Annotated in this window: 14 protein-coding genes and 1 other RNA gene; 12 read left to right on the top strand and 3 right to left on the bottom strand. The window is 40.7% G+C overall.

The genetic code is table 11. The features are described 5' to 3' along the window. Positions 1 to 149 precede the first annotated feature (149 nt). The 4 genes from A0J48_RS16900 (at position 150) to prmA (ending at position 5,114) form a co-directional block, all read left to right on the top strand. Positions 150 to 1,232, top strand: a complete 1,083-nt coding sequence (locus tag A0J48_RS16900; protein WP_200325038.1) for a ligand-binding sensor domain-containing protein — start codon at positions 150 to 152, stop codon at positions 1,230 to 1,232. Positions 1,233 to 1,505: 273 nt separating this feature from the next. After that, on the top strand, positions 1,506 to 2,285 hold the full coding sequence (gene panB / locus A0J48_RS16895) for a 3-methyl-2-oxobutanoate hydroxymethyltransferase (RefSeq protein WP_200325036.1): 780 nt from the start codon (positions 1,506 to 1,508) through the stop codon (positions 2,283 to 2,285). A gap of 212 nt (positions 2,286 to 2,497) precedes the next feature. Further along, positions 2,498 to 4,078 (top strand): phosphoglycerate dehydrogenase, encoded by a 1,581-nt coding sequence (gene serA / locus A0J48_RS16890; protein ID WP_200325034.1) that lies wholly within the window; start codon positions 2,498 to 2,500, stop codon positions 4,076 to 4,078. Between the two features lie 115 nt (positions 4,079 to 4,193). Then, entirely contained in the window at positions 4,194 to 5,114 is a 921-nt protein-coding gene (gene prmA / locus A0J48_RS16885; RefSeq protein ID WP_200325032.1) for a 50S ribosomal protein L11 methyltransferase, read from the top strand. 121 nt (positions 5,115 to 5,235) lie between these two features. Here the strand turns inward: prmA and trxA are convergent, their stop codons facing one another. Then, positions 5,236 to 5,553 carry a thioredoxin gene (gene trxA / locus A0J48_RS16880; protein WP_200325030.1) on the bottom strand — a complete coding sequence of 106 codons (318 nt, stop codon included), beginning with the start codon at positions 5,551 to 5,553 and terminating at the stop codon, positions 5,236 to 5,238. A gap of 234 nt (positions 5,554 to 5,787) precedes the next feature. Between trxA and A0J48_RS16875 the strand changes: the two genes are divergently transcribed. After that, the gene (locus tag A0J48_RS16875) at positions 5,788 to 5,928 is read left to right on the top strand and encodes a hypothetical protein (RefSeq protein ID WP_234300977.1); all 141 of its coding nucleotides are present in this window, start codon (positions 5,788 to 5,790) and stop codon (positions 5,926 to 5,928) included. A 180-nt stretch (positions 5,929 to 6,108) separates the two neighbouring features. Further along, positions 6,109 to 6,849 carry a 3-oxoacyl-[acyl-carrier-protein] reductase gene (gene fabG / locus A0J48_RS16870; protein WP_200325026.1) on the top strand — a complete coding sequence of 247 codons (741 nt, stop codon included), beginning with the start codon at positions 6,109 to 6,111 and terminating at the stop codon, positions 6,847 to 6,849. Between the two features lie 114 nt (positions 6,850 to 6,963). On the opposite strand, the gene A0J48_RS16865 is transcribed toward fabG, so the two are convergent. Then, a complete protein-coding gene (locus A0J48_RS16865) occupies positions 6,964 to 8,043 on the bottom strand; it encodes an MraY family glycosyltransferase (protein ID WP_200325024.1) in 1,080 nt (359 codons plus the stop codon). 158 nt (positions 8,044 to 8,201) lie between these two features. Between A0J48_RS16865 and groL the strand changes: the two genes are divergently transcribed. The 6 genes from groL to A0J48_RS16835 all read left to right on the top strand — a co-directional run bounded on the left by groL (position 8,202) and on the right by A0J48_RS16835 (position 15,186). After that, positions 8,202 to 9,896, top strand: a complete 1,695-nt coding sequence (groL, locus tag A0J48_RS16860; protein ID WP_200325023.1) for a chaperonin GroEL — start codon at positions 8,202 to 8,204, stop codon at positions 9,894 to 9,896. A 225-nt stretch (positions 9,897 to 10,121) separates the two neighbouring features. Further along, positions 10,122 to 11,264 carry a magnesium/cobalt transporter CorA gene (gene corA, locus A0J48_RS16855; RefSeq protein WP_200325021.1) on the top strand — a complete coding sequence of 381 codons (1,143 nt, stop codon included), beginning with the start codon at positions 10,122 to 10,124 and terminating at the stop codon, positions 11,262 to 11,264. A gap of 42 nt (positions 11,265 to 11,306) precedes the next feature. Continuing rightward, the gene (locus tag A0J48_RS16850) at positions 11,307 to 12,023 is read left to right on the top strand and encodes a hypothetical protein (RefSeq protein ID WP_200325019.1); all 717 of its coding nucleotides are present in this window, start codon (positions 11,307 to 11,309) and stop codon (positions 12,021 to 12,023) included. 123 nt (positions 12,024 to 12,146) lie between these two features. After that, positions 12,147 to 12,566, top strand: an RNA gene (rnpB, locus tag A0J48_RS16845) — RNase P RNA component class A. Positions 12,567 to 13,023: 457 nt separating this feature from the next. Then, a complete protein-coding gene (gene rnc, locus A0J48_RS16840; RefSeq protein WP_200325017.1) occupies positions 13,024 to 13,749 on the top strand; it encodes a ribonuclease III in 726 nt (241 codons plus the stop codon). 387 nt (positions 13,750 to 14,136) lie between these two features. Next, entirely contained in the window at positions 14,137 to 15,186 is a 1,050-nt protein-coding gene (locus A0J48_RS16835) for a Gfo/Idh/MocA family protein (RefSeq protein WP_200325015.1), read from the top strand. A gap of 265 nt (positions 15,187 to 15,451) precedes the next feature. Here the strand turns inward: A0J48_RS16835 and tnpA are convergent. Next, on the bottom strand, positions 15,452 to 15,668 hold a 217-nt coding region (tnpA, locus tag A0J48_RS16830; protein WP_200325013.1), incomplete at its 5' end, for an IS200/IS605 family transposase.

The raw sequence follows: 15,668 nt of genomic DNA, 5'->3' as shown, positions 1-15,668 counted from the left end.
AAGATTATTTTAAACTTTTTGTTAAGACTGCTTTACAAATGGTGATTATTAGTTGTATAGCAGTACAGTTTCAGATTAGGCTTACCATTATTTCTTTGTATTGCATTTTGCATGACCGAGTTCTTAGGTACTCGAAAGGATATAAAACCGTGGTATTATTTCATAGACGTACTCGTTTATTAATGCTTTCTATCCTGCTGGGGCTAATAGCGACACCAGGCACAGGAATTCCAGCAAAAGCGCAACAAAAACCTGATACTAATCCCACTAATTCCACTGCTACCTACCCTATCGCACCACCACCAAAACGAGTAGACCCACTTCCCGATGACCGGGATGTGCAAGAGAGAGAAACAGAAACTGATTATCGTATTAGTCACTTACTAGGAGATTTTGCCGGTAATCTGTGGGTGGGTTCTTGGCGCGGTTTATCGCGGATTGATCCAAATACTGGTAATGTAATTGCTCGTGTTAGTTTACCAAATATTACTATTGATGCATTAGCACAAGATAAAGTCGGTCGTTTGTGGGTGGGCAATTATGAAGGTTTGACCAGAGTAGACCCCCGTACTAATGAAATTACAGCCCAAAATTTATTATTGCCTTCCAAGCGGGTATTATCGCTATTGATTGATAAACGCGGTTATTTGTGGACAGGTACTGATAGCGGTTTAGCTTTGATTAGTCCCGACCAAGGCTTAATTATGACCACAGTTAAAAATCTACCTGGTGTTAGTGCTAACGCCATGACTTTAGATGCTGAAGGTCATCTTTGGGTGGGGACTTTGGATGGACTGGTACGGATGAATACCGCCAGTGCCTTGATTATGAAGAGGATAAATAATTTACCAGGGACGACAGTACAAACTTTGGCTATCAGTCCCGAAGGGTTAATTTGGGCTGGGATGCCAAATCAACTTTTGGTAATTAATCCCAAAAATGGCATTGTACTGAGGTCTGTAACTCCTTTGCGGGGCAGAAATGTAACTTCAATCCGCTTTGCTCAAGATGGTAGCGTTTGGGTTGGTACTACCAATGGCTTGTTAAGGTTAAATCCTAACACAGGTACTTTGTTAGACAGAGTAGCGGGACTACCTTCCAGTCGGGTATTAACTATTGCACCTGATCTTGGCAATAAATTATGGGTGGGAACCAGCGAGGGACTAGCTTGGTTAATGCCTACAATGGATAAGGCACAACCTCATTTTGGTTTTGGCCGCAGTGTGAAGTAAGGGTGTAGGTGGCAGGTGACAGGTGACAGTGAAGAAAGCAGGGGAGGCAGGGGAAGCAGGGGAAGCAGGGGAGGCATGGGGAAATTTTCGTTCTTTCCTCTTACTCCTGATAGCGAAGCGTGGCGTAAGCCATACTCCTGAACTCCTTGAACTCCTGAACTTCTGATAGCGCAGCTTGGCGTAAGCCATACTCCTTCTTTCTGTCACCTGTCACCTGTCACCTGTCACCTCTTACTCCTGAACTCCTGAACTCCTGAACTCCTTCTATTTTTTATGCCAATTACTACCCAGCAATTAATTCAATGGAAACAGCAGGGACGGACAATTGTCGCTTTGACTGCTTGGGATTATGCGATCGCTCAACTTTTAGATGCTGCTGGTGTAGATTTAATCTTGGTGGGAGATTCTCTGGCAGTGGTGCTGGGATATGAAACTACACTGCCAATTACTTTAGAAGAAATAATTCACCACGCCAAAGCAGTGCGTCGTGGCGTAAAGCGGGCTTTGGTGGTGGTTGATTTACCATTTTTAACCTATCAAGAAAGTATTTCTCAAGCGATGCATTCCGCTGGCAGAGTGCTGAAAGAAACTGGCGCACAGGCGGTAAAATTAGAAGGTGGCTATCCAGCAATGGTAGAAACTGTAGCGCGGTTGGTACAAGCAGGAATTCCCGTCATGGGTCATGTGGGTTTAACACCACAATCAATACATCAATTGGGTTTAAGACAACAGGGAAAAAGCCAAGCAGCAGGAGAGAGAATTTTAAATGAGGCGATCGCCCTCGAACAAGCTGGTGTATTCTCGATAGTATTAGAACATATCCCGCCCCAACTAGCATTACAAATTACCCAAAAATTGCGTATTCCCACTATTGGTATAGGTGCAGGTTCAGAATGTGATGGACAGATTTTAGTGACTTCCGATATATTAGGGCTTTCAGAAAAACAACCACCGTTTGCTAAAGTTTATACAAATTTACGGGAAGAAATTACCAAAGCTGTGCAGAATTACGCCCTAGAAGTACGTGATGGCCAGTTTTATAGAAACACATAATTTTTGCTGAATTGAGACAGATAAAGACTAAACTTAAAATTCTTGTCCAGCAAATTCGTAAGAATTCAGGAATCAGGAGTCAGGAGTCAGAATGTTTTATCAAACAGTAAATTATCAAATATATGATTTTGGGCGTAACTGTTAAAAATCTGACTTCTGACCACTAATAGCTGAATGCTTGCGGAAAACCTAGATTTATAAATGAAGTAATCATGTCCAAGGTTCTTGTTTCCGATCCGATTGATCAAGCTGGTATTGACATTCTTTCGCAAGTTGCAACCGTAGATGTCAAAACAGGTTTAAAACCAGCAGAATTAATAGAAATTATTGGTGAGTATGACGCGCTAATGATCCGTTCTGGAACTCGCGTCACGCAAGAAATTATTGAAGCTGGCACACAGTTAAAAATTATTGGTCGTGCTGGTGTAGGTGTGGATAATGTGGATGTTCCTGCTGCCACTCGCAAAGGTATTGTAGTCGTTAATTCTCCGGAAGGAAATACCATTGCTGCTGCTGAACACGCATTGGCAATGATGTTATCTTTATCTCGTCATATTCCCGATGCCAATGCTTCTGTCAAACGCGGAGAATGGGACAGAAAAACTTTTGTCGGTGCGGAAGTATATAAGAAAACCCTGGGTATTGTCGGTTTAGGGAAAATAGGTTCCCATGTTGCGGCTGTAGCCAAAGCGATGGGAATGAAGTTATTAGCTTATGATCCCTTTATTTCTACAGAACGAGCAGAACAAATAGGTTGTCAGTTGGTAGATTTAGATTTGCTATTCCAGCAAGCAGATTATATTACTTTACACATTCCCAAAACTCCCGAAACCACCAATTTAATCAACGCTAAAACTTTGGCGAAGATGAAACCAAATGCGAGAATTATTAACTGCGCTCGTGGTGGTATCATTGATGAGGCAGCCTTGGCAGCAGCGATTAAAGAAGGTAAAATCGGTGGTGCAGCTTTAGATGTGTTCGATTCCGAACCATTGGGAGAATCTGAGTTGCGATCGCTCGGTAAAGATGTCATCCTCACACCCCACTTAGGTGCATCCACCACCGAAGCCCAAGTCAACGTAGCCATAGATGTAGCTGAACAAATCCGTGATGTTATTTTAGGACTACCAGCCCGTTCGGCGGTAAATATTCCTGGACTTGGCCCCGATATCTTGGAAGAACTCAAACCTTATATGCAGTTGGCAGAAACCTTGGGTAATTTGGTCGGACAACTAGCAGGTGGCAGGGTAGAAACACTGACTGTTAAACTCCAAGGGGAACTGGCAACAAATAAAAGTCAGCCTTTAGTAGTTGCTGCTTTAAAAGGATTACTTTACCAAGCTTTGCGGGAACGAGTAAATTATGTCAACGCCAGCATAGAAGCCAAAGAAAGAGGTATTCGGGTAATTGAAACACGGGATGCCTCAGCAAGAGATTATGCAGGATCGCTGCATTTGGAAGCGACAGGTACTTTGGGAACTCATTCTGTCACAGGTGCGTTGTTGGGCGATAAGGAAATTCACCTAACAGATGTGGATGGTTTCCCCATTAACGTGCCACCTAGCAAATATATGCTGTTTACTCTGCACCGGGATATGCCGGGAATTATCGGGAAACTCGGTTCTTTACTGGGCAGTTTCAATGTCAATATTGCCAGTATGCAGGTAGGACGCAAAATTGTCCGTGGTGATGCGGTCATGGCTTTGAGTATTGATGATCCTTTACCCGATGGCATTCTAGACGAAATTACGAAAGTACCCGGCATTCGGGATGCCTATACAGTCACACTCTAATTTTGGATTTTGGATTTTGGATTTTGGATTGAAAACAGGTAATTAAGTTATTGTTTTTTAAATGAGCAATCATCAATTACCCATAACCAATCTAAAATCTAAAATCTAAAATTTTATGGCTAATACCTGGTGGGAACTGAAAATTTTATGTGAACCAGACCTAGAAGATTCTATCTTTTGGCGACTGGAAAATTTTGGTTGTCGTGGAACAGCTAGTGAAAGTAAAGGGAATTCTGCTCTATTAAAGGCTTATTTGCCTAGCTTTCAAGCACAGCTACTGGATTTGTCGGCGCTGTCACTATGGTTGCGTCAAGATGCTTTGTGTATCGGGTTGCCATCTCCACTGCTACATTGGAATTTGATTGATGAAGAAGATTGGTCTAGTAGCTGGAAACAATATTGGCAACCTCAAGAAATAGGCGATCGCTTTTTGATTAACCCTGCATGGCTACCATTGCCTCAGTCTAGAGAAAGGTTAGTAATTCGCCTTGATCCTGGTGTGGCATTTGGTACAGGGAATCATGCTACAACCCAACTGTGTCTAGAATCTTTAGAAATGCGCCTCAGTGAAGTGCCTGATTCTTTCCTGGCAACAGAGGAAAAAAAAGAGAATTTAGTAATCGCGGATATTGGCTGCGGTTCTGGTATTCTTGCGGTTGGTGCAATACTTCTGGGTGCAGAGAAGGTTTACGCAGTTGATAATGACCCCTTGGCGGTCAAATCTACTTTCAGCAATCGCGCCCTCAATGATATTAATTCAGAACAGTTGATTCCTGCCCTGGGTAGTATAGACATTTTGACAAAAATAATTGATCAACCAGTAGATGGTATTGTCTGTAATATTTTGGCTGATGTAATTATTGAGTTAATTCCAGAAATAGGAGCTATTACTAAACCAAGTACCTGGGGAATATTTAGTGGTATTTTACTAGAACAATCTAAAGCTGTGGCTGATGTTTTGGAACAAAATGGTTGGGTTGTGGCTACTTTGTGGAAAAGAAAAGAATGGTGTTGCTTAAATGCGCGTCGTTCATAAAAATAGGTGACAGGTGACAGGTGACAGGTGACAGGTGACAGGGAAGAGAGCAGGGGAAGATGGGGAGAATAAATCATTATCTATTCCCTGTTCCCTGTTCCCTTATTCACTAATTACCAAATTAAATTAAAGTTTTCAGATGTTGAACTAGTTGTGGTGCTTGAAGCACACCTTCAATTCTATCTACTGGTTGACCATTCTTAAATAGTACCAAGGTTGGCAAGGCTTCAATGTGATACTGATTCGCTAGTCCTGTGTACTTTTCAGTGTCAATTTTGACAATTATTAAACGGTCTTGCAATTGAGCATTAACTTGTTCTAAAATTGGACCCATCATCTTACATGGACCGCACCAGTCAGCGTAAAAATCTACTAAAACTGGTACATCAGAACCTGATAGCATTTCTTCAAAGCTGTTAAATTCCTTTTTAGTTGTCATGATGGCACACACCGATTTTTAATTGTTTGTTTTAATAGTAGTTCTTAGTAAATAGAATCGGTGCAATTTTATGTTTTCTTGAGAAATGTGTTCTTTCACAAAGTATGGAAGAGACATACAGCAGCTTTCAGCAGTCAGCGGTCAGCATTCAGCAATAAAACCCTTTTGGTGCAAGGCTTTGTCATAAAAATTTGTACCTTACAGATCTGCAATATGCTGTATCACTCTTCCATCATGTATAATGTTATTCTCCACAAAAATGATCAGCGTTTTCTCAAACTCTTTGAAAAAGAAGCGATAGTTTTGGAAAAGCTGGGTAAACATTCCCACATTCCTACATTATTGGTATATTTTCCCCAAGATGTACATGATTGAATCAAACAAAATGATGGGTTAATTCGTGAACTTATAATCATTTACCACATTAGCGTAAATAACTGTTTTTCCAGCTACTTGTGCCATTTACTGGCTTTGACAACAACGAGCCTAAATACTTTAATCACCAAATCACCATAAAATAATGAGCGCGGTATCTCGAAGATTAAGGAAAATTCAATGACATTATTACAGGGTCAAGTTGCTATTGTCACAGGTGCATCCAGAGGAATTGGACGGGCGATCGCTCTGCAACTAGCATCCCAAGGCGCAAAAGTCGTAGTTAACTATGCCAGTTCCAGTGCAGCAGCAGACCAAGTAGTTGCAGAAATTACAGCTAACGGAGGAGAAGCGATCGCTCTGCAAGCAGACGTTTCCCAAGCTGATCAAGTAGACACACTGATTAACACCACCTTAGACAAATTCAAACGCATTGATATCTTAGTCAATAACGCTGGTATTACCCGCGACACCCTGCTGTTGCGAATGAAGCTAGAAGAATGGCAAGCCGTAATAGACTTAAATTTAACAGGTGTATTTTTATGTACAAAAGCTGTGAGTAAAATTATGCTCAAACAACGTTCAGGGCGAATTATCAATATCTCCTCCGTTGCTGGACAAATGGGCAACCCCGGACAGGCCAACTACAGCGCCGCGAAAGCAGGTGTGATCGGTTTTACCAAAACTGTTGCTAAGGAACTCGCTACTCGTGGAATTACTGTGAATGCAGTTGCTCCTGGTTTTATTACCACCGACATGACCAGTGATATCAAAGCCGAAGGGATTTTACAATTTATCCCACTTGGTCGCTTTGGGCAACCAGAAGAAATTGCTGGTATGGTACGCTTTTTAGCAGCAGATCCCGCAGCAGCTTATATCACCGGACAAGTATTTAATGTTGATGGTGGCATGGTGATGTAATTTGCAAACAAGGGAACAGGGAACAGGGAACAGGGAACAGGGAACAGGGAACAGGGAACAGGTTAATTTCTCCCGTCTCCTGCCTCCTGCCTTCTGCCTTCTGTCACCTGTCACCTAACTGCTCTTAATTCTTTGCAGAACCGTAAAACCTAAAAGCAAAATAATACTAGCCGCAGAAGCCAAGATCACAGGTAAGGTCATACCTTGGGCAGTCATAGCTAATACATTAAAAAATAAAGTTACAGACCACAAAGTAAAAGCCGCACGACGTTGGGAAAAACCCCAAGCCAATAAACGATGATGTAAATGATCCTTACCGGGTGTACTTAAAGGGTTTTTTCCGGCTAAAAGTCTTCTAATAAATACCTGAGTAGTATCTAACACTGGCAATAGCAGAAATAAAACCGTCGGCACAAGGGCATAAACCGTATTTTGTTGAAGTTTTCCTAAAATGCTAGTTGCTGCTAGTACATAACCGAAAAAGTATGCCCCAGCATCACCCATGATGATCCGTGAAGGGTGAAAATTGTGGCGTAAAAAGCCTAGTGCTGCACCTCCCAAAGCAGCTAATACCAGGGTTGCTGCTGCCCGATTATCAAACTGAGCAGAAACCCCTAACAAACTCATAGCAGTAATAAAACTGATCCCGCCAGCTAAACCATCCATACCATCCATCAAGTTGATGGCATTGGTAATACCTACTACCCACAATACAGTCAAAGCCATTGACAACAGTGAGTCGATAGGTGTACCAAAAGTAACTTGAACACTGATGCCATTAGCCACCAGCAACAAAGCTGTGATCATCTGCGCCCACAAGCGTACAGAAGGTGGTAAGCCAAATTGATCATCAATAAAGCCAACCAGAACTAAAATAGAACCTCCCAGTAAAATTGTTAATACCTGAGCCAATACGCCTTGGAGTTCAATGGGTCGTAAGAGACTAGCTAATACTAAAGCAGCAATTACGCCGGCATAAATAGCCAAACCCCCGGCATTAGGTAAAGGTTCTCGATTCAATCGTCGGGCGTTTGGTTGGTCAGCCCAACCTACTCTTAAGGCAAATTGACGTATTGTCGGAATTAAACGCCAAGTCACAAGCCAAGCCAAAATAAAAGTAAATACTACCGCCAACCAGCCGGTGCCGCTAGGGTTAGCAATTCCAAGGGAACTAAGGGAGTTGTCTAAATTCATCTCCCGATTCAACCATTACTGCTAGTATCCAAAATGAGCATCAACTGTAATATTAATCAATTTTTTATGAGTATTTATGAAATTGAATAGCTGAAGAACTTAGCACTCTTGTCCTGTGAGTGCTAAATTGTCTAATGGAAGCGATAGAGAAATCAAACATGGCTAAGATTATTTCATTTGATGAGGAATCACGGCGGGCGCTAGAAAAAGGCATTAACGCCTTAGCAGATGCGGTAAAAATCACCTTGGGACCAAAAGGCCGCAACGTTCTGTTAGAAAAAAAATTTGGTATTCCCCAAATTGTCAACGATGGTATCACCGTTGCCAAAGAAATTGAACTAGAAGATCCTTTAGAAAATACTGGCGCAAGACTGATCCAAGAAGTGGCATCCAAAACCAAGGATACAGCTGGAGATGGAACCACAACTGCCACTGTTCTAGCACAAGCCTTAGTCAAGGAAGGGCTTAAGAACGTAGCAGCAGGTACAAATCCGATTTCATTAAAGCGAGGAATTGATAAAACCGTAGAGGCGCTGGTCAAAGAAATTGCTAAGGTGGCCAAGCCAGTAGAAGGAAATGCGTTGGCATCGCCCGCCGCAGGTATCGCTCAAGTCGCCACAGTTTCCGCTGGTAACGATGAAGAAGTCGGCAATATGCTGGCACAAGCAATGGAGAAAGTCACCAAAGATGGTGTCATCACCGTTGAAGAATCCAAATCCTTAACTACCGAACTAGAAGTAGTAGAAGGGATGCAAATTGACCGGGGTTACATTTCTCCCTACTTCATCACCAATAACGATCGGATGACAGTGGAATTTGAAAACGCCCGCATCCTCATCACCGACAAAAAAATCAGCAGTATTCAAGATTTAGTACCTGTACTAGAAAAAGTTGCTCGTTTAGGTCAGCCGTTGTTGATCATTGCTGAAGATGTAGAAGGTGATGCTTTGGCAACTTTGGTAGTTAACAAAGCACGGGGAGTTTTAGCGATCGCTGCTATTAAAGCCCCTGGCTTTGGTGAACGTCGCAAAGCTTTATTACAAGATATTGCCATTCTCACCGATGGACAGATGATTTCTGAGGAAATCGGTTTGAGCTTGGATACAGCTACTTTGGAAATGCTGGGTACAGCCCGGAAAATCACCATTGATAAGGAAAATACCACCATTGTTTCTGGTAGTGATAACAAGCCAGAAGTACAAAAGCGCATTGCTCAAATTCGCAAACAGTTGGAAGAAACTGACTCTGAATACGATTCCGAAAAACTGCAAGAACGCATCGCCAAACTTGCTGGTGGTGTAGCTGTAATTAAAGTGGGTGCAGCCACAGAAACTGAACTCAAAGACCGTAAACTGCGGATTGAAGATGCTCTCAATGCTACCAAAGCCGCAGTAGAAGAAGGTATAGTTCCTGGTGGTGGTACAACCTTAATTCACTTGTCTACAAAAGTAGATGCGATTAAGGAAAGCCTCGATGCTGAAGAAAAAATTGGGGCTGACATTGTCAAAAGAGCCTTAGAAGCTCCCTTACGGCAAATAGCAGACAATGCTGGTGCTGAAGGTTCTGTAATTGTTTCCAAGGTCAGAGACACCGATATTAACATCGGTTACAATGCTGCTACCGGAGAATTTGAAGATCTAATCGCCGCAGGTATTATTGACCCTGCTAAAGTTGTTCGTTCCGCATTACAAAATGCTGCTTCTATTGCGGGTATGGTTTTAACTACAGAAGCAATAGTAGTAGAAAAGCCTGAAAAGAAAGCTGCTGCTGCACCTGACGCTGGTATGGGTGGTATGGGCGGTATGGGTGGTATGGGCGGTATGGGCGGTATGGGCGGTATGGGTATGTTCTAATTACCGCTTGCCCAAGTAAATAATTTTTATTTTTTTACAGTTTGTCTTGACAAAATCAGGCAAACTGTTTTTTATACAGGGAACAGGGAACAGGGAACAGGGAACAGGGAACAGGTGACAGGTGACAGATGACAGATGACAGGGACAGAAACTGAGGTTAGTTTCGTGATCAAAAGCTGATTACTGATTGCTAATTGCTAATTGCTCCAAAATAGGTAAAATTTGATGATTAGAAAAATTCACCGTCCTGCCAAAGTCATAAATAAGCCCTTGGTTAAGGAATATTATCATCAACCTGGGACTATACCAGGAACAATAATTGTTGATGAAAATGCTATACAGCCAAATATTATTTTGATTGACTACAACCAAAACGAATTGATTCGAGAACAAATAATCAACCCAGAAGATTGCATTAATTATTTAGATACAGAATCTGTTTCTTGGGTGGATGTCCAAGGTTTAGGTAATAGAGATATTTTAGAAAGATTGGGTAAAGTTTTTGATTTACATCCTCTAGTTTTAGAAGATGTTGTTAATATGGCAGAGCGTCCAAAAATTGAAGACTATGAAGACCAATTGCTGATTATTGCTCGGATGGTAGTACCGAAGGCAAAAGGCTATGGATTTCATAGTGAGCAAGTGAGTTTAGTATTAGGTAAACATTATTTACTCACAGTTCAAGAAGAACCAGAGCATGATTGTTTTGACGGAGTAAGGACGCGAATTAAAAAAAATAAAGGCATAATTCGCAAGCAAGAATCAGATTATTTAGCTTATGCTCTCTTAGATGCAATTATTGATGGTTTTTTTCCGGTATTAGAACTCTATGGCGAACGTATTGAAGAACTAGAGCAAGAAGTAATAGTCAAACCGAGTCCGCAAACGCTACAACAAATTTACCAAATTAGGCGAGAATTATTACAACTACGTCGGGCGATTTGGCCTCAAAGAGATGCAATTAATTCTTTAATTAGAGATGGTAGTGAAATAATTAGTGACGAAGTAAGAATATATCTACGTGACTGTTATGATCATACTGTACAAGTAATGGATATGGTGGAAACTTACCGAGAATTGACATCTGGATTAATGGATGTCTATCTTTCAGCAGTTAGCAATAAAATGAATGAAATTATGAAATTACTAACTGTGGTTTCATCAATTTTTATTCCTCTTACATTTGTGGCTGGCATATATGGAATGAATTTCAATACGGAAAAATCACCCTATAATATGCCAGAATTAAATTGGTATTGGGGTTATCCATTATGCTTGGCATTGATGGCAGTTATTGCTGGTGGGTTAATATTCTTCTTTTGGCGACGGGGATGGTTGTCTAATTCATTCAATTTTAAACAAAAATAAAAGTAAGCTTAAAGTTTTTACAAGGAGTTGACTTTCATTATTATGGCAGTACAAAGTGGTGATCAAAATCTTATTGTTTTAACAGCGTATATTTTGGGAATATATTACACATTCAATCGAATGATTGAATCTATCGACGATATGGTAACGCTAAATTTCCAAAAAGGGGCTGTTGAGGAACAATTGAAAGAACAAAACCTGGAAGATAAAATTGGTATTTCCTTTAAAACAGATACATATTCTTTGGATAAGCTGAAAGATAATTTGAAAGAATTGTCAATTAGCATTGAAAATAAGTCAGACAGTTTAGCTGTATATGTTGATTGGGATAATAGTTCTTGGGTAGTTGAACATAGCAAAAAATCCCGCCGTGTGATTCGCAAATCTCCAGACCTTAGCCGGGATTTAGCAATACCACAAGTTCCTACTATTATTGCTCCTAAGAAAACAGTTTCTGAAAATGTGACAGCAGAAGATGTGTTAAGAAGAGACAAAGAAACAGGAATATATCAACCAGGAGAACCGTTGATTGATATTGCTGGTATGGAAAAACAAAAGCCGTTCAAGAGTTTGTACAAAGACTTTATGGATGGTAAAAAAAATGTAGAATTTTCTTTTCAACTGGTGCTAAGAATATCTGAGTTGCGTGTTGGTTTAGCTCCGGGTGTGAATGTTCCACCGATATCAATTATCAATTGTCCTTTTACTATCGAGAAATTACACTGGACTTATGCCTTGCCTTGGAATAAGAAAAAGTGATGGGGTGATGGGGTGATGAGGTGTTGGGGTGATGAGGTGTTGGGGAGAATAAATTATTATCTATTCCGTGATAAATGAATTGACACAGAATGGTCCATCAAAGCTTAAACTGGATCTAGAGGGAGAGTAGGCGCAGGTGGTTGCAGATCAGTCTTTAAGACTGGTTTGAGGAAAGTCCGGGCTCCCGAAAGACCAAACTTGCTGGATAACGTCCAGTGCGAGCGATCGTGAGGATAGTGCCACAGAAAGATACCGCCAATCAATTTTAGATTGTAGATTGTTGATTTTAGATTGAATTTAAAATCTCAATTGCAAAATTTGAAATTGGTTGGTAAGGGTGCAAAGGTGCGGTAAGAGCGCACCAGCAGCATCGAGAGGTGCTGGCTCGGTAAACCCCGGTTGGGAGCAAGGCCAGAGGAACTATGGTTGGTCTTTTACCAGTTCCGCAAGTAAAGAGCCGCTAGAGGCGTTTGGTAACAAGCGTCCCAGATAGATAACTGCCCTCGCAAGAGAACAGAACCCGGCTTATGTCCTGCTCTCTCTTTTTTTGAATTATGAATGTGTAATTTTTATGTAGTTCGGTTTTTACATTAATACAAAAAACTAGATGATAAAGTTTCGATTTGTGGGAAAACCTGAATAAAAACTATTGTGGCGCGAAAGACATAAAGGATAAACATGGCTTTCCAAAAATTCAATATACAGGGCTGAGTGAAAATAAATTAAAGGAAATAGAAGGGAAGGTAAATCAACATTGTCGGGATTATGTTCATCCTGCCTTGTCACCCATAATCCATGCAATGTAAAACCCTTCAAATAACAGTACAAAAATTTTAGTATTTGTAGTTTATGAAAATTTTTTTATGGAAAATGATATTAATTTATTGAATAGAAGGAAAAATATTTCTAGCAAACCCACAAATAAATAATCTACTTTGTATTTACACCTAGAATTTAATGTTAAGTTAAGAGTTGTTAGCCCTTTTTCCGCACTTACTAAATGTCCCGCGTTTATCCCCGCCGTCAACGGCAACTTGAAAGTTTAGTACAAAAGTTAGGTTTGTCAACAGATGGGCCGATAAAGTGGCCATTGCTTGATTTGGCGCTAACTCATGCCACTGTCTCTGAGTCGGCAAATTATGAACAACTGGAGTTTGTTGGTGATGCGGTGGTACGCCTAGTGGCTGCTGTAGTGTTATGGGAACATTACCCAGATTGTTCTGTGGGGGATTTTGCGGCTATTCGTTCGGTGTTGGTGAGCGATCGCATTCTCTCCCAACTGGCAAGAGAATATGGTTTAGAATTATACTTACTTGTTGCTGGTAGTGCTACTGCTGATCACATTGGTCAAGAGTCACGTCTAGCAGATGCTTTTGAAGCCGTTTTAGGGGCGCTTTACCTCAGCACTCACAATTTAAACCTGATTCGTCCTTGGTTAGATCCTCACTTCCAGCAACTAGCAAAAGAAATTCGCCTGGATCCGGCTCGGCTTAATTATAAAGCAGCTTTGCAAGAATGGACTCAAGCACAATTTAAAGTTTTACCAGAGTATCGAGTTGTGGAAGTCAATCAACCCCACGGTACTCATGAGCGTTTTGTGGCTGAAGTTTGGCTACATGAGAAAATGTTAGGACAAGGTAAGGGACGCTCGATTAAAGCAGCTGAACAAGCTGCTGCTAAAGTAGCTTATTTAGCAATTTCTGAAGAGGTGACAGGTGAAAAATGAATTAAGAATTAAAGTAAGAATTCAGGAGTCAGGAGTTAAGAGTCAGAATGCTTATGAAATCAGGAATAGAGACAAGTTATATTTTCTAAAAATCATCATAACTTACTTGAAAAGCCTTTATTCTCCTGACTTAGAGTATTTTCTATCTTGAATACTTACATAAAAAAGATTGAGAATTAAAAATTAGGATTAGGAATTTTCTGGTTATTTGTTCCTCATGACCAATGACTAATAACTAATAACTAATAACTAATAACTAATAAGCAGGTGAACAGAAAAAAACTGAAATATGCAACGAAAAGTAAAATATCCCAAAACCTCTTCTCTGTTACCCGTTCCCTGTTTCCTTGTCATAACGACAATTTTTAACGCCCACTTACTGAACTAATGACAAAAATTCAACTTGCGGTTATCGGTGTAGGACGTTGGGGAGTGCATTTGTTACGAAATTTTCTCGCACATCCTCAAGTTATTGTGGTGGCTGTAGTAGATCCAGAACTAGAAAAATTGAATACAGTTAAACAGCAGTTTAATTTAGATGAAAATGTATTATTAACAACAGATTGGGAATCTGTAAAGAAGATTTCGGGACTGACAGCAGTGGCGATCGCCACTCCCGCTACTACTCACTATGACTTAATTAAGGATGCTCTCCAACAGGGATATCATGTTTTGGCAGAAAAACCCCTAACTCTTGATCCAGAAGAATGTCGGGAACTTTGCCACTTAGCAGAGTATCAGCAGTTGATATTGATGGTTGACCACACTTACCTATTTCACCCAGCAGTAGAAAAAGGTCAAACCGTAGTCCAAGCAGGTCAGTTAGGTGATTTACGTTATGGTTATGCTACCCGTACTCATTTAGGGCCAGTACGCCAGGATGTTGATGCACTATGGGATTTAGCGATTCATGATATTGCTATTTTCAATACTTGGTTAGGTAAATTACCTGTCAAAGTACAAGCAACGGGTACAGTATGGTTGCAGGGAAATGGAGAAGTGGGGGGAAACACCATAGAAAACCCTGGTTTATCTGATCTAGTCTGGGTAACACTGACCTATCCAGATAATTTTCAAGTTTATGTTCACCTATGCTGGCTGAATCCTGATAAACAGCGTCGGTTAGGTGTTGTAGGTAGTAAAGGTAGCTTGATTTTTGATGAAATGTCCTCTACATCACCTTTAACCCTGATACATGGGGAATTTGCAAAAGAGGGAAATTTATTTATACCTATTAATCAGCGTCAAGAAGTGCTGGACATTGAAAAAGCAGAACCTTTAGGAAAAGTGTGCGATCGCTTTGTTACTTGTGTTATTAATCACACTGCTTCACTGGTTTCCTCTGGTTGGGTAGGTCGGGAATTAGTAGAAATTCTCTCAGCTTTGACGACATCTCTGAGCCAGGGTGGTAAATTGATCAAAATCTGTAACGGTTAATCATTCTCTACTAATTTCGTTTTGTTTGGGTAAGCAGAGTAATTAGGGAAAAATGAAAAAAACAGTCAAAAAAGAACTTTAATTCTAAATTAAGAATTGAACAGACTAAATACACTGCTTTTATAAAAAAAAGGCTGAAAACCCTTGAGGCTTCGCCGTGAGCGTCAGCCGAACGGATAAGTTTTTACGCCACGCTCCAAAACTTAACCGTCCTTTAGGCAAGGGATGAAAGCCATTTGAGGCGTTTACGCCTCAGTGATTTTAACTATTTTCTTTGTTGAGCAATGTAGTGTTTAACTGTTTCTGTACAAATATTGCCAGCAGTGCTAACAAAATAACTAGGAGTCCACAAAGTAGGAAGTTTTAGCAACTCAGGAAATTCTTTTCTCAAGAAATGAGATGCCCTTCCCTTGATTCTGTTCATGATTTGAGATGGGTTATCAGTTGGTTTAGCGTTAATAAACAGGTGTACATGGTCTGGC

The organism is Sphaerospermopsis aphanizomenoides BCCUSP55 (assembly GCF_001586785.1).
Lineage (GTDB): Bacteria > Cyanobacteriota > Cyanobacteriia > Cyanobacteriales > Nostocaceae > Sphaerospermopsis_A > Sphaerospermopsis_A aphanizomenoides_A.
The sequence above is the reverse complement of the archived record's forward strand: the minus strand, read 5'-3'. Positions and strand labels throughout refer to the sequence as shown.

Bases quoted from the DNA above. Each gene is read 5' to 3' on its own strand.
- panB (WP_200325036.1), top strand. From the start codon at position 1,506: ATGCCAATTACTACCCAGCAATTAATTCAATGGAAACAGCAGGGACGG.
- serA (WP_200325034.1), top strand. From the start codon at position 2,498: ATGTCCAAGGTTCTTGTTTCCGATCCGATTGATCAAGCTGGTATTGAC.
- prmA (WP_200325032.1), top strand. From the start codon at position 4,194: ATGGCTAATACCTGGTGGGAACTGAAAATTTTATGTGAACCAGACCTA.
- trxA (WP_200325030.1), bottom strand. From the start codon at position 5,553: ATGACAACTAAAAAGGAATTTAACAGCTTTGAAGAAATGCTATCAGGT.
- A0J48_RS16875 (WP_234300977.1), top strand. From the start codon at position 5,788: ATGTATAATGTTATTCTCCACAAAAATGATCAGCGTTTTCTCAAACTC.
- fabG (WP_200325026.1), top strand. From the start codon at position 6,109: ATGACATTATTACAGGGTCAAGTTGCTATTGTCACAGGTGCATCCAGA.
- A0J48_RS16865 (WP_200325024.1), bottom strand. From the start codon at position 8,043: ATGAATTTAGACAACTCCCTTAGTTCCCTTGGAATTGCTAACCCTAGC.
- groL (WP_200325023.1), top strand. From the start codon at position 8,202: ATGGCTAAGATTATTTCATTTGATGAGGAATCACGGCGGGCGCTAGAA.
- corA (WP_200325021.1), top strand. From the start codon at position 10,122: ATGATTAGAAAAATTCACCGTCCTGCCAAAGTCATAAATAAGCCCTTG.
- A0J48_RS16850 (WP_200325019.1), top strand. From the start codon at position 11,307: ATGGCAGTACAAAGTGGTGATCAAAATCTTATTGTTTTAACAGCGTAT.
- rnc (WP_200325017.1), top strand. From the start codon at position 13,024: ATGTCCCGCGTTTATCCCCGCCGTCAACGGCAACTTGAAAGTTTAGTA.
- A0J48_RS16835 (WP_200325015.1), top strand. From the start codon at position 14,137: ATGACAAAAATTCAACTTGCGGTTATCGGTGTAGGACGTTGGGGAGTG.